The following is a 12106-nucleotide window of genomic DNA, read 5'->3' as shown; positions in this document are numbered from 1 at the left end:
CCACCCTCACCGTCACCCCGTAGAGCAGGAGCTGGATCAACCGATGAACGACCACGATGACGTCACGTACGACCTCCTGGTCGTCGGGTCGGCCAACGCCGACCTGGTGATCGGCGTCGAGCGCCGCCCCGCCCCCGGCGAGACGGTCCTCGGCTCCGACCTCGCCACACATCCCGGTGGCAAGGGGGCGAACCAGTCGGTCGCGGCGGCCCGCCTCGGCGCCCGCACCGCCCTGCTCGCACGGGTCGGCGACGACGCGCACGGCAGGCTGCTGCTCGACTCGCAGCGCGCGGCGGGCGCGGATACGGTCGGCGTCCTGGTCGGCGGGGCGCCCACGGGCGTCGCGCTGATCACCGTCGACCCGTCCGGCGACAACAGCATCGTGGTCTCGCCGGGCGCCAACGCCCGGCTGACGCCCGAGGACATCCGCGCGGCGGGCAGCCTGCTCGCCGCGTCGCGGGTGGTCTCGACGCAGTTGGAGATCCCCGTCGAGTCGGTGACGGAGCTGGTGCGCACGCTGCCGGACGCCGCGCGCTTCGTCCTGAACCCCTCGCCGCCCGCCCCGCTGCCGCCCGAAGTCCTCGCGGCGTGCGATCCGTTGGTGGTGAACGAGCACGAGGCGCGTTACATCCTGGGCGGGACGTCCTCGGACCGCCCCGAGGACTGGGCGCGCGAGCTCCTCGCCCTCGGCCCGCGCTCCGTGGTGATCACCCTGGGCGCGGACGGAGCCCTGACGGCGGACGGCGGCGGCGCCCCCGTCGCGGTGCCGAGCCCGAAGGTGGACGCGGTGGACACGACCGGCGCGGGCGACGCGTTCACGGCGGCGCTGGCCTGGCGCCTGGGCCTCGGCGAGGATCTCCCGACGGCGGCGGCGTACGCGGCGCGCGTGGGGGCCGCTTCGGTCACCCGGCGCGGCGCGCAGGAGTCGTACCCGACGGCGGACGAGGTCGCGCCCCGGGAAGAGAGCGCCTCCGCATGAAGAAGACCGGCATACTCAACCGCCATCTCTCCGGCGCCCTGGCCGAGTTGGGCCACGGCGACACGGTCCTGGTCTGCGACGCGGGCATGCCCATCCCGCCGGGTCCCCGGGTCGTCGACCTGGCCTTCCGGGCGGGCGTCCCGTCCTTCGCCGAGGTGCTGGACGGGCTGCTCGCCGAACTGGTGACGGAGGGCGGTACGGCGGCGACGGAGGTCCAGGAGGCGAACCCGGCGACGGCCCGCCTCCTCTCCGCCCGCGTCGCACCCCTCACCCTGATCCCCCACGAGGAACTCAAGCGCCGCACGGCGACGGCCCGCCTGGTGGTACGCACCGGAGAGGCCACACCGTACGCGAACGTACTGCTGCGGTGCGGGGTGTTCTTCTAGCCCTGCACCGCCACTGACGCGGCCACGGCCCCCGCCCCCGTCCCGCCGGGAAAGCTCAGCGTCCGGTACACCGTCACCCCGCCCGTCAGCTCCCCGCAGGCCTGTGCCGCCGCGCTGACGCGCTGGGTGTACGAGGGGTCCGCGGTGTCGAGGAGGATGCCGAGGGTCGTGCCGCTGTGGGCGACGGCGACACCCAGGCCGCCGACCTCCCGGCAGATCTCCCGCATTGGCTCCAACGACCACTTGTGGCGCAGGAGTTGGTTCATCTGCGCGCTGCGGGTCGCGACCCTGCCGACCTCCGCCAAGTCCCGTCGGCGGACGGCGCACGCGAGCCGGTCGAGGAGGCGCGCGTACTCGTGACGGTCGGCCAGGGTGAACGGCTTGGGGATGCGGTTGAAGTCGACGGTGTCGACCGAGCCGCCCTCGTCGATCCCCACCACGGCCATGACCGGGAGCGATCCGAGGATGCCGCGCAGGCGCACGGTGCGGTGGTGGAAGGCGACGATCGCCGGGTAGAGCACGCCGTCCGTGGGCTCGATGTCCGCGAGCAGCCGCTCGATCCGCGCCGGCGGCATCTCGACGCCCAGCGCCTGCCCGACCGCCCGCGCGGTCGCGACGAGGTCGGCCGATGAGCTGGCCAGACCCTTGCCCTCGGGGATGACGCTGTTGACGTGCAGGGTCCCCCCGCTCGGCACACCCGTCCGCCGCTCCGCCAACTCGCCGATCGTACGGGCCAGTCGGAGCGCCTTGGTCTTGCCGCCCGGACGGACCACCACATCCCCGAAGCCGGGCTCCGGCCGGAAGGTGGCCATCGTCCACCGGGCGACGGGCAGCGTCACCAGGAAGTCACCGTCCTCCTCCGGCAGCACGCCCTGAAGCAGCTCGCCGAAGGTCCCGAAGGCGGTGCCCACACCGATTCCGGCCGATCCGGCACCCGCCGCGCGGGGCCTTGGCCCGGCCTCCTGGGACAGCTTCACAGGTCTCCTCCCGACATCCCGGCGCCTCCATCCCGACGCCTCCAGCGCCCACAGGCTGCCACAACCCAAAGCGTCTTGACAATCATTTTCATCTAGTGTGATGCTCTCGGCTCGCGACCGGCTCGGCGACCGGCACAGGAACGCCGGAACACAGGAACACCGGAACACAGGGGGCAGACGTGCACGACCACATAGCCGAAGCAGTGAAGAAACCCGATCTCATAGCCCTTGAGCCGGACTTGGTCTGCCTCCGGTTCGAGACGATGAAGATCTATTCGGCTCTGGGAGCGGTCCGTCACCTTCTCGACACCGGCGCCGTGAAACCCGGCGACACCCTCATCGACAGCTCCAGCGGCATCTACGCACATGCCCTCGCGCTCGCCTGCCACCGCTACGGAATGAAATGCCACATCGTGGGTTCCACGACCGTGGACCACACCTTGCGTGTCCAGCTCGACATTCTCGGCGCCACGCTGGAACAGGTACGGCCCTCGAAGAATCTCCGGCTCGACCAGGAGCTGAGAGTGCGGCGCATCGCCGAGATCCTCGAAGAGAATCCCTCGTACCACTGGATGCGGCAATACCACGACGGCATTCATTACCTCGGCTACCGCGACGTGGCCGAGACGATCGACGCCGAGGTGCCCGCGGGGCCGCTTGCCCTGGTGGGCGGGGTCGGCTCGGGAGCCTCCACCGGCGCCATCGCCGGTTATCTGCGGGACGCGGGACGCGATGTGTCACTCGTCGGCGTGCAGCCTTTCGGCAGCGTCACCTTCGGCTCGGAGCACGTGGCGGACCCCGACATGATCATCGCCGGGATCGGCAGCGCCATCGAATTCAAGAACGTCCGGCACGAGGCGTACGACCGCGTGCACTGGGTGAATTTCGACTGCGCGGTGTCCGGCGCGGTGTCGCTTCTCAGGAACAGCGGAATCTTCGCCGGTCTGTCCACCGGTGCCGCTTATCTGACGACCCTCTGGGAACAGCGCCGCGACGATTCCCGTACGTACGTCTTCATCGCCGCCGACACGGGTCACCGCTATGTCGAGAGCGCCTACGCGAAACACGCGCAGGCACCGGACATCGACACCTTGAAGCCGCACGAGATCACCTCGCTCGACGAGCTGAGGCACCCCTGGTCGACCACTTCCTGGCCCGACCTGCCCTGAACCAGGGCACCTCACCTCCCCTGAACCGCGGCTCCTCACCTCCCCGAACCGCGGCACCTCACCCCCACTTACCGCGTCCATCCACCACACGGAGAGAACTCCCCATGTCACACCCCGATCCGCGCACCCCGCACAACGTCGCGGAACTCATCGACGCCGTCCTGGCGGGCGAATACGGCCCCCACCCCAAGGACCTCTCCGTCACCAGCGCCTTCTGGCTCTACAACACCACCCGCCTCGCGGGCAGCCAAGTGACGTACCACAACCACTACTTGCTGCTCCGGGTCGGCACGGCGTTCGGCGCCTGCTCCTTCGAGGCCGGTGAACTCGCCCCGGACTTCTGCGAGAACGCGTCGGGCCACACCCTGGACAAGCTGCTGCGCGCCGAGTCCACGCCCGTCCGCGTCGCCGCGCTCGACGCCTATCTCGCACAGGTGAACCCGCACCGGGACGCCGCCGACGCCGAGCGGGTCATGCTGCCCACCGGCACCCCGGAGGTCCGGGCGAAGGCCCGCGACGCGGCCATCGCCGGGCTCCTCGACATCGAGCCGGGCGCGAAGGTGGCGCTCATCGGCGTGGTCAATCCGCTGGTCGCGGCGATACGCGAGCGGGGCGGCGTCTGCCTGCCCTGCGATCTCAACCTCCGTACGACCCAGTGGGGCGACCGGATCACCGACGACATGACGGAGGTGCTCAAGGAGGCCGACGCCGTGGTCGCCACCGGCATGACGCTGAGCAACGGCACCTTCGACCTGATCCTCGCGCACTGCCGCGAGCACGGCGTGCCGCTGGTGGTGTACGCGCAGAGCGGCAGCGCCGTGGCCCGCGCGTTCCTGCCCGCCGGGGTCACCGGGCTCTCCGCCGAGCCCTTCGCGTTCTCGCAGTTCAGCGCCGACGAGACGCCGCTCTACCGCTACAAGGAGGCGGCGTGAGCGTCGACTCCAGGTCCACGGGTTCTGATGCGACTTCCGACGTGACTTCCGGCGTGGCTGACGGCGTGACTTCCGACGTGTCCTACCCCTCCCCCGCCGCCGAGGAGGCGCTGCCGAGCGATCTGCGGATGGCCCGCACGCTGTGGCCCGTCCTGGTCGCGTCCGCGGTCGGCCTGCTGCCGTTCACCGTCTTCAGCACGTATCTGGTGCCGATGGCCGAGGACGCCGACAGCAGCGTCGCCACGCTGGGCGGGCTGCGCGGACTCGGCGGCCTCGCGGCCCTGCTGGTGGGCACCGCGCTCGCCCCGCTGATCGACCGGGTCCGCAAGGAGTGGGCGGCGGCGGGCGGCCTCGCCGCGCTCGGCGTGTCCGCGGCCCTCGGCGCGAGCGGGGACTTCATCCTGCTCGCCGTGTTCTGCCTGCTGGTCGGCGCCAGTACGTCGGTACTGAACCCGGCGCTGACCGCGGCCGCCGCCGACCGCTTCGGTTCCGGGAAGGCGGCCGGGCGCGCGGCGACGCTCGTGACGGCGACCCAGTCGATGACCGCGATGCTGGCGGCACCGGTCATCGCGCTGCCCGCGCTGTTCTGGGGCTGGCAGGGCGATCTGTTCGCGGTGACAGGCGTGTCGCTGCTGCTCGCCGCGATCTTCTTCGTGCGCGGCAAGAACAACCCGGTGGAGGAGCGGGACGAGACGCAACGCCTCGGCTACATCGCCTCGTTCAAGGCGCTAGGGGCCATCCCCGGGGTCGGTCCGCTGCTGCTCATCGCCCTGCTGCGCACCGCCGTCTTCATGGGCTACCTGTCCTACCTGGCGGCCTACTACGACGACCGGTTCCAGCTCGACCCCGCGCTCTTCGCGTTCGTGTGGACGCTCAGCGGCGCGTCGTTCTTCGTGAGCAACCTCCTCACGGGGCGGATCACGAACTCCGAGGAGCCGCGGATCGGCACCGAGCGGATGCTGGCCGTCGGTCTGGTCGCCGCGCTCGTCTCGGTCGTGGGCTTCTACTTCACGCACTGGCTGCCGCTCGCGCTCGCCATGACGTCCCTGCACGCCGCGAGCCACGCCGTCGTGGCCGCCTGCGTGGTCAGCCTCCTCGTCCGCCGCTGCGGCACGCAACGCGGCGCGGCCCTGAGCGTGAACGCCGCGGGGATGAGCCTCGGCGTCTTCGTGGGCGCGGGCCTCGGCGGTCTCGGCCTGGGTCTGGCCGGTTACCCGGGCATCGCCGCGGCCTTCGGCGCGCTGGTGGTCGTGGCGCTGGTGGCCGCGGGGCTCGTGCTGAGGGCCGGACCGGCTGAAGAGGAGCCCGCCTCCTAACCCGCCCCTAGCCCAGGGCCGGCCCCTCTCCGTCCACCGCTGCTCGGGCGCCCGACACCCCACCGCCCCGCCGCCGCACCCACCAGAAAGGCCCGACCGTCATGCCCCCGCCCGCGCTCTCCCCCACGGCAGGCAATGCCTCGGCAGCCACTGCCACGGCGTCCGACGCGCCCCCTCCGGATTCGCCGGATGCTCCGGATGCTCCGGATTCCCCGGCGAACGGCGCGCGGAAGCGGCTCGCCTCCCGCGCGGGTCTGGCGGCGACCTGCGCCGTGCTCCTGCTCGTCCTCCTCGTCTCCGTCGTCGTGGCCATCGGCCTCGGCTCCGCCGTCGTCACGCCGGGCGACACCGCCCGACTGCTGTGGGCGGCACTGAGCGGCGGAAGCATCGACGCGGACGAGGTGACGACGTATCAGATCATCTGGCAGATCCGCACACCGCGCGTGCTCCTGGCGGCACTTGTGGGGGCAGGCCTCAGCGCGGTCGGCGTCGCCATCCAGGCGCTGGTGCGCAACGCGCTCGCCGATCCGTTCGTCCTGGGCGTCTCCTCGGGCGCCTCGGTCGGCGCGGTCGCCGTCACGGTCACCGGCGGGCTCGCGGCGCTCGGCATCTACGCGGTGTCGGCGGGCGCGTTCATCGGAGCGCTCGCCGCCTCCGTCCTCGTGTACGTCGCCTCGGCGAGCCGCGGTGGCGGGCTCTCGCCGCTGCGGCTCGTCCTGACGGGCGTCGCCATGGCGCTCGGCTTCCAGGCCGTGATGAGCGTGATCATCTACTTCGCGCCGGACAGCGAGGCGACCAGCATGGTCCTCTACTGGACGATGGGCAGCTTCGGCGCCGCGAGCTGGGGCACCCTGCCCGTCGTGGCCGCCTGTGTCCTGCTCGGCACGGCTGTGCTCCACCGGTACAGCAGGGCGCTGGACGTCCTGGCGCTCGGCGACGAGACCGCGACGAGCCTGGGCGTCAGCCCCGACCGGCACCGCAAGGGTTTGCTCCTGCTCGCCTCGCTGATCACCGGGGTGATGGTCGCCGTCAGCGGCGCGATCAGCTTCGTCGGCCTGGTGATGCCCCATCTCGTACGCATGGTCGTCGGCGCCGCCCACGCACGGGTGCTCGCCGTCGCACCGCTGGTCGGAGCGGTGTTCATGGTCTGGGTCGACCTGGTCTCACGCACCCTGGTGGCGCCGCGCGAGCTGCCGCTCGGGGTCATCACGGCACTGGTCGGAGTACCGGTGTTCGTCGCTCTGATGCGGCGCAAGGGCTATATGTTCGGGGGCCGTTGAGATGGAGCTCGTACTCGACGGCCTGTCCGTGAGGATCGACGGCAAGCTCCTCGTCCGGGACCTGTCCCTGGAGGTGGGCGGCGGCCAGATCGTGGGCCTGGTCGGCCCGAACGGCAGCGGCAAGTCCACCGCGCTGAAGTGCGTCTACCGCGCGCTGCGCCCAACCTCCGGCGTGGTCCGGGTGGGCGACGACGACCTCTCCCGTCTCTCGCCGCGCCAGAGCGCCCGGGTCGTCGCCGCCATGGCCCAGGACGGCGCGGTGGACCTCGACTTCACGGTGGAGGAGGTCGTCGCCCTGGGCCGCGCGCCCCATCTGCGCGGCAACCAGGCGCTCGGCGAGCGTGAACGCGAGCTGTGCGCGCGGACCATGGCCCGGCTCGACCTCACCCGCCTCGCCGACCGCGGCGTACTGACCCTGTCGGGCGGCGAACGCCAACGCGTACTGCTGGCGCGGGCGTTGGTGCAGGAACCGCGCATCCTGGTCCTCGACGAGCCGACCAACCACCTCGACGTGCGCCACCAGATCGAGCTCCTCTCGCTCCTGAAGGGCTCGGGCCTGACCGTCCTCGTGGTCCTGCACGACCTCAACCTCGCGGCGGCCGCGTGCGACCGCATCGGCGTGCTGTCGCAGGGCGCGCTGGTGGCCGCCGGTACACCGGAAGAGGTCCTCACCACGGGCCTCGTCGACGAGGTGTTCGGCGTCAAGGCCAGCGTGATCAGCCACCCCCTGACCGGCGACCCCCAGCTTCTCTACGCACTGAGCCCGTCCACTCCCCTCTGACACCCGAAAGGCACCACCAAGCCATGCTCAGAACACGCACCACCATCGGATCGGCGCTCGCGGCGGCCTTGCTGCTCGGCGGCTGCGGCGCCGAGGTCGATTCGGACTCCGGCTCCAAGGCAGCGGGCGAGTCCGAGAAGGTCACCGTCAAGCGCTGCGGTGAGCCGGTCACGTACAGGACTCCGCAGCGTGCGGTGGTCTACGAGGGCGGCAGCGCCGACAAGATGTTCAGCCTCGGCCTGACGAAGCACGTCCACGGCTATGTCATGCCGCCGGCCAACCCGCCGGTGAGCGAGTCCCCTTGGGCGTCGGAGTACGCCAAGGTGAAGATGCTCAGCGACGACCTGCTCAACAAGGAGCTCGTCGTGGAGGCCAAGTCGGACTTCGTCGTCGCGGGCTGGAACTCGGGCTTCAGCGACCAGCGCGGCATCACCCCGAAGATCCTGGACAAGCTCGGCATCCAGAGCTTCATGCACACGGAGAGCTGCTTCAACTACCCCAAGTACCCGCAGAAAGTCACCCCGTTCAAGGCGCTGTACTCGGACCTGGACCGCCTCGGCAAGATCTTCAAGGTCAAGAAGAAGGCGGACGAGGTCGTGGGCGACCTCAAGAAGCGCGTGGCCGCCGTCGAGGCGAAGGCCCCCAAGTCCCTCAAGAGCGACCCGCTCCCCGTCTTCCTCTACGACTCCGGCACGGACCAGCCCTTCACCGCGGGCAGCCAGGTCCCGCCCAACGACATCATCAAGTCGGCCGGCGCGAAGAACATCTTCGACGGGCTCGACGAGCGCTGGACCCAGGTGAACTGGGAGGCCGTCGCCAAGGCGGAGCCCGAGGTCATCATCATCTTCGACTACGGCGACATGCCCGCCAAGAAGAAGATCGACTTCCTGAAGAAGTCCCCGCACACCAAGGAACTGCCCGCCGTGAAGAAGAACAACTTCTTCGTCCTCGACTACAACGAGGGCATCAGCGGGCCGCGCAACATCGACGGCCTGGAGAAGTTCGGGAAGTACGTGCGGGAACTGAAGCGCTGACCCCTCGGGGGTCTCAGTGTGCGGCCCGGTCGAGCGCGCCGGTCAGGCGGCCGAGGAGTCCTTGCAGGGCACGGGCCTCCTCGACCGTCAGGCCGCTTGCCTCCATGATCCGGCGCGGGACGCACACAGCCTGCTCCCGCAGCTCCGCTCCCGCGTCGGTCAGCTGGACGGTGACGGAGCGCTCGTCGGCGGTGCTGCGCTCACGCCGTACGAGACCGGCCGTCTCAAGCCGCTTGAGGAGCGGCGAGAGCGTGCCGGAGTCGAGTCGCAGGCGCTCACCGATGGCCTTGACCGGCTGCGGGCCGTCTTCCCAGAGCACGAGCATGACCAGGTACTGGGGATAGGTGAGCCCCAGGTCCTTGAGGGCATCGCGGTAGACGCCGCCGAAGGCGCGCGAGGCGGCGTGCAGCGAGAAGCAGACCTGGTGATCGAGGCGGAGGAGCTCGGCGTCGGGCACACCGGGCAGCTCGGCATCGACCGGGGGCGGTACGGGGGCGGTCGGCGATGACGTCATGGGTCAAGGGTACCTCGCGCACGCCATTCAGTTGTACACAACTAAATCGTGTGCAATCATATGGGCAGAGCGAACGACCCCGTTCCTCTCGATCCGTTGTTCGATCATTCGTTCGATCAGGGAAGAGGCACCCCATGAACGCGCTGTACACCGCCGTCGCCACCGCGAATGGCCGCGAGGGCCGCGCCGTCAGCTCCGACGGCCAGATCGACCTCGCGCTCGCCATGCCCCCGGCTCTCGGCGGCAACGGACAGGGCACCAACCCCGAGCAGCTCTTCGCCGCCGGGTACGCGGCCTGTTTCGCCAGCGCCATGGGCGCGGTCGCCCGTGAGATGAAGGTCGACACGAAGGACGTCTCGGTGACCGCCGAGGTCTCCATCGGCAAGGACGACACCGGCTTCGGGCTCGCGGTCGTGATGCGCGTCGAGCTGCCGGACTCCCTGGCGGGCGAGACCGGGCAGCAGCTGGTCGAGGCCACGCACGCGTACTGCCCGTACTCCAAGGCCACCCGCGGCAACATCGAGGTCGAGCTCGTCATCGAGTAGGCGTTCCAGGGCGGTGCCCGGCGGCAGGTACCGTAGGAGGACCGATCTCATGGGCCTCCTGGTGGGCTGCGTGAACCCCAGGAGGCCCAGCATGACGACGAACCGCGGACGCAAGGACGTGATCCGGAACCGGATGACGTCGACCGGCGAGTCGTACAACGTCGCCGCCCGCAACCTCAAGGCCATGAAGGACATGGGTGCCACCCGCGAGGCCGTCGTCACGCAGCGCTGGCAGCCCGCCGAGACCCTGGACGTGCCGTGCCCCTGCGGCGGCACCTGCGAGCCGGGCGAGAAGTGCGACCGCTGCCACGCCCGCCACCGCCACGTGGCCCGCTACCCCGGCAGCCGCACCGAGGTCGAGACCTGGGCCGACCGCTACGACTGCATGGGCTGCGCCTCCTCGTACACCATCCTCGTCACCCTGCCGGGCCGCCCCTGGGGCATCGCCGAGACGGTGGTCCAGGGCGCGGACGCCGAGCCGGTGATCAAGGCCCGGGTGTTCCCGGGAGTGAAGCACCCACTGCTGCGTCCGGAGACACCGGAAGAGGACTGAGCCCGTCCCCTACGCGACCCATGGCAGGGCGTCCGATATCCGAAACTGGCTGACCGGCATCTGACCGGTTTCCTCTCTTGACGGTGGGTCGTACCAGCTTCAATATCAGGCAACGCACACGCCCCACCCCTCTGCTCAGTACAGCTCCAGCGCCCTGCGGCATCCGCGTCGCAGGGCGTCAGTACGTTCCGTCCCCCTCGCTGTTCGGAATTCGGAGCCCCACATGAGAATCTCCAGACCCGCCATACCCCGCACCCTGAGACGGGCCACCGCGGGCATCGCCACGCTCGCCGCCGCCGGACTGATCGCGGCCACCGCGCCCGCGGCCATGGCAGCCCCGTCCCCGACGCTCGCGGCCCCCGACATCCCGCTCGCCAACGTCAAGGCGCACCTCTCCCAGTTCCAGTCCATCGCCACGGCCAACGGCGGCAACCGCGCCCACGGACGCCCCGGGTACAAGGCCTCCATCGACTACGCGAAGGCCAAGCTCGACGCGGCCGGATTCACCACCACCGTGCAGCAGTTCACGTCCTCCGGCGCCACCGGCTACAACCTCATCGCGGACTGGCCGGGCGGCGACCCGAACAAGGTCCTGATGGCGGGCGCCCACCTCGACAGCGTCTCCTCGGGCGCCGGCATCAACGACAACGGCTCGGGATCGGCAGGCGTCCTGGAGACCGCACTGGCGGTCTCACGCGCCCAGTTGCAGCCGACGAAGCACCTGCGGTTCGCCTGGTGGGGCGCGGAGGAACTGGGCCTGGTCGGCTCGAAGCACTACGTCAACAACCTTCCCGGCACCGAGCGTTCGAAGGTCTCCGGCTATCTGAACTTCGACATGATCGGCTCCCCGAACCCGGGCTACTTCGTCTACGACGACGACCCCACCATCGAGAAGACCTTCAAGGACTTCTACGCGGGCCTGAACGTCCCCACGGAGATAGAGACCGAGGGCGACGGCCGCTCCGACCACGCCAGCTTCAAGAACGTGGGCATCCCGGTCGGCGGCCTGTTCACCGGCGCGAGCCGCACGAAGACCAGCGCCCAGGCCCAGAAGTGGGGCGGCACGGCGGGCCAGGCCTTCGACCGCTGCTACCACTCGTCGTGCGACACCACGTCGAACATCAACGACACCGCCCTGGACCGCAACAGCGACGCCATCGCCCACGCGATCTGGACGCTCGGCACCGAGACCACGACCCCGCCCGGCGACTCGTACGAGAACACCGCTGACGTCGCCATCCCGGACAACGGCGCGGCCGTGACCTCCACGGTGAACGTGACCGGCCGCACGGGCAACGCCCCCGCCACCCTCAAGGTGGACGTCGACATCCGGCACACCTGGCGCGGCGACGTGGTCGTCGACCTGCTCGCCCCCGACGGCACGGCGTACCGCCTGAAGAACTCCAGCGGCAACGACTCGGCGGACAACGTCATCGCCACGTACACGGTCAACGCGTCGAGCGAACCGGCCAACGGCGCCTGGAAGCTGCGCGCCCAGGACGTGGCAGCCCAGGACACGGGCTACATCAACAGCTGGAAGCTGACGTTCTGAGGCGTTCCCGCTGAGGCGTTCCTGACCGGACACGCGTCGGGCCCGGCAGTGTTCTTCCGCTGCCGGGCCCCGATGTCGTGAACCGCCG

The 12106-nt window shown here is 70.4% G+C and carries 13 protein-coding genes; 11 read left to right on the top strand and 2 right to left on the bottom strand.

Going from position 1 to position 12106, the window contains the following annotated elements:
• The first annotated feature begins 43 nt into the window (after positions 1 to 43).
• Both ACWFRU_RS09290 and rbsD read left to right on the top strand, forming a co-directional pair.
• Complete coding sequence (locus ACWFRU_RS09290; RefSeq protein WP_453685498.1) at positions 44 to 979, top strand: ribokinase; 936 nt, start codon at positions 44 to 46, stop codon at positions 977 to 979.
• Complete coding sequence (gene rbsD, locus ACWFRU_RS09285) at positions 976 to 1365, top strand: D-ribose pyranase (RefSeq protein ID WP_453685497.1); 390 nt, start codon at positions 976 to 978, stop codon at positions 1363 to 1365. The genes ACWFRU_RS09290 and rbsD overlap by 4 nt, the downstream gene beginning before the upstream one ends.
• Here rbsD and ACWFRU_RS09280 read toward each other — a convergent pair.
• A complete protein-coding gene (locus ACWFRU_RS09280) occupies positions 1362 to 2336 on the bottom strand; it encodes a GHMP family kinase ATP-binding protein (protein ID WP_453685864.1) in 975 nt (324 codons plus the stop codon). The genes rbsD and ACWFRU_RS09280 overlap by 4 nt on opposite strands.
• Before the next feature lie 185 nt (positions 2337 to 2521).
• Here ACWFRU_RS09280 and ACWFRU_RS09275 point away from each other — a divergent pair, with 185 nt between their 5' ends.
• From ACWFRU_RS09275 to ACWFRU_RS09250, 6 genes are all read left to right on the top strand, one after another.
• Positions 2522 to 3511 (top strand): pyridoxal-phosphate dependent enzyme, encoded by a 990-nt coding sequence (locus ACWFRU_RS09275; RefSeq protein ID WP_453685496.1) that lies wholly within the window; start codon positions 2522 to 2524, stop codon positions 3509 to 3511.
• A gap of 104 nt (positions 3512 to 3615) precedes the next feature.
• Positions 3616 to 4443, top strand: a complete 828-nt coding sequence (locus tag ACWFRU_RS09270; protein WP_453685495.1) for a Rossmann-like domain-containing protein — start codon at positions 3616 to 3618, stop codon at positions 4441 to 4443.
• A gap of 65 nt (positions 4444 to 4508) precedes the next feature.
• A complete protein-coding gene (locus tag ACWFRU_RS09265) occupies positions 4509 to 5759 on the top strand; it encodes an MFS transporter (RefSeq protein ID WP_453685494.1) in 1251 nt (416 codons plus the stop codon).
• Positions 5760 to 5860: 101 nt separating this feature from the next.
• Positions 5861 to 7039, top strand: a complete 1179-nt coding sequence (locus ACWFRU_RS09260) for a FecCD family ABC transporter permease (RefSeq protein WP_453685493.1) — start codon at positions 5861 to 5863, stop codon at positions 7037 to 7039.
• 1 nt (position 7040) lies between these two features.
• A complete protein-coding gene (locus ACWFRU_RS09255; RefSeq protein WP_453685492.1) occupies positions 7041 to 7820 on the top strand; it encodes an ABC transporter ATP-binding protein in 780 nt (259 codons plus the stop codon).
• A gap of 23 nt (positions 7821 to 7843) precedes the next feature.
• Positions 7844 to 8854, top strand: a complete 1011-nt coding sequence (locus tag ACWFRU_RS09250) for an ABC transporter substrate-binding protein (protein ID WP_453685491.1) — start codon at positions 7844 to 7846, stop codon at positions 8852 to 8854.
• Between the two features lie 13 nt (positions 8855 to 8867).
• On the opposite strand, the gene ACWFRU_RS09245 is transcribed toward ACWFRU_RS09250, so the two are convergent.
• A complete protein-coding gene (locus ACWFRU_RS09245) occupies positions 8868 to 9368 on the bottom strand; it encodes a MarR family winged helix-turn-helix transcriptional regulator (RefSeq protein ID WP_453685490.1) in 501 nt (166 codons plus the stop codon).
• 134 nt (positions 9369 to 9502) lie between these two features.
• Between ACWFRU_RS09245 and ACWFRU_RS09240 the strand changes: the two genes are divergently transcribed.
• From ACWFRU_RS09240 to ACWFRU_RS09230, 3 genes are all read left to right on the top strand, one after another.
• The gene (locus ACWFRU_RS09240) at positions 9503 to 9913 is read left to right on the top strand and encodes an organic hydroperoxide resistance protein (RefSeq protein ID WP_351158413.1); all 411 of its coding nucleotides are present in this window, start codon (positions 9503 to 9505) and stop codon (positions 9911 to 9913) included.
• Between the two features lie 91 nt (positions 9914 to 10004).
• Entirely contained in the window at positions 10005 to 10466 is a 462-nt protein-coding gene (locus tag ACWFRU_RS09235; protein WP_453685489.1) for a hypothetical protein, read from the top strand.
• A gap of 223 nt (positions 10467 to 10689) precedes the next feature.
• On the top strand, positions 10690 to 12018 hold the full coding sequence (locus ACWFRU_RS09230) for a M28 family metallopeptidase (protein WP_453685488.1): 1329 nt from the start codon (positions 10690 to 10692) through the stop codon (positions 12016 to 12018).
• The last annotated feature ends 88 nt before the right edge of the window (positions 12019 to 12106 follow it).

The organism is Streptomyces sp. NPDC055099 (genome assembly GCF_053607685.1).
This window is presented reverse-complemented; position numbering and strand designations above follow the sequence as displayed.

What these genes read in the sequence shown, in the direction of transcription:
- ACWFRU_RS09290 (WP_453685498.1), top strand. Translation starts at nt 44, where the DNA reads ATGAACGACCACGATGACGTCACGTACGACCTCCTGGTCGTCGGGTCG.
- rbsD (WP_453685497.1), top strand. Translation starts at nt 976, where the DNA reads ATGAAGAAGACCGGCATACTCAACCGCCATCTCTCCGGCGCCCTGGCC.
- ACWFRU_RS09270 (WP_453685495.1), top strand. Translation starts at nt 3,616, where the DNA reads ATGTCACACCCCGATCCGCGCACCCCGCACAACGTCGCGGAACTCATC.
- ACWFRU_RS09260 (WP_453685493.1), top strand. Translation starts at nt 5,861, where the DNA reads ATGCCCCCGCCCGCGCTCTCCCCCACGGCAGGCAATGCCTCGGCAGCC.
- ACWFRU_RS09255 (WP_453685492.1), top strand. Translation starts at nt 7,041, where the DNA reads ATGGAGCTCGTACTCGACGGCCTGTCCGTGAGGATCGACGGCAAGCTC.
- ACWFRU_RS09250 (WP_453685491.1), top strand. Translation starts at nt 7,844, where the DNA reads ATGCTCAGAACACGCACCACCATCGGATCGGCGCTCGCGGCGGCCTTG.
- ACWFRU_RS09245 (WP_453685490.1), bottom strand. Translation starts at nt 9,368, where the DNA reads ATGACGTCATCGCCGACCGCCCCCGTACCGCCCCCGGTCGATGCCGAG.
- ACWFRU_RS09240 (WP_351158413.1), top strand. Translation starts at nt 9,503, where the DNA reads ATGAACGCGCTGTACACCGCCGTCGCCACCGCGAATGGCCGCGAGGGC.
- ACWFRU_RS09235 (WP_453685489.1), top strand. Translation starts at nt 10,005, where the DNA reads ATGACGACGAACCGCGGACGCAAGGACGTGATCCGGAACCGGATGACG.
- ACWFRU_RS09230 (WP_453685488.1), top strand. Translation starts at nt 10,690, where the DNA reads ATGAGAATCTCCAGACCCGCCATACCCCGCACCCTGAGACGGGCCACC.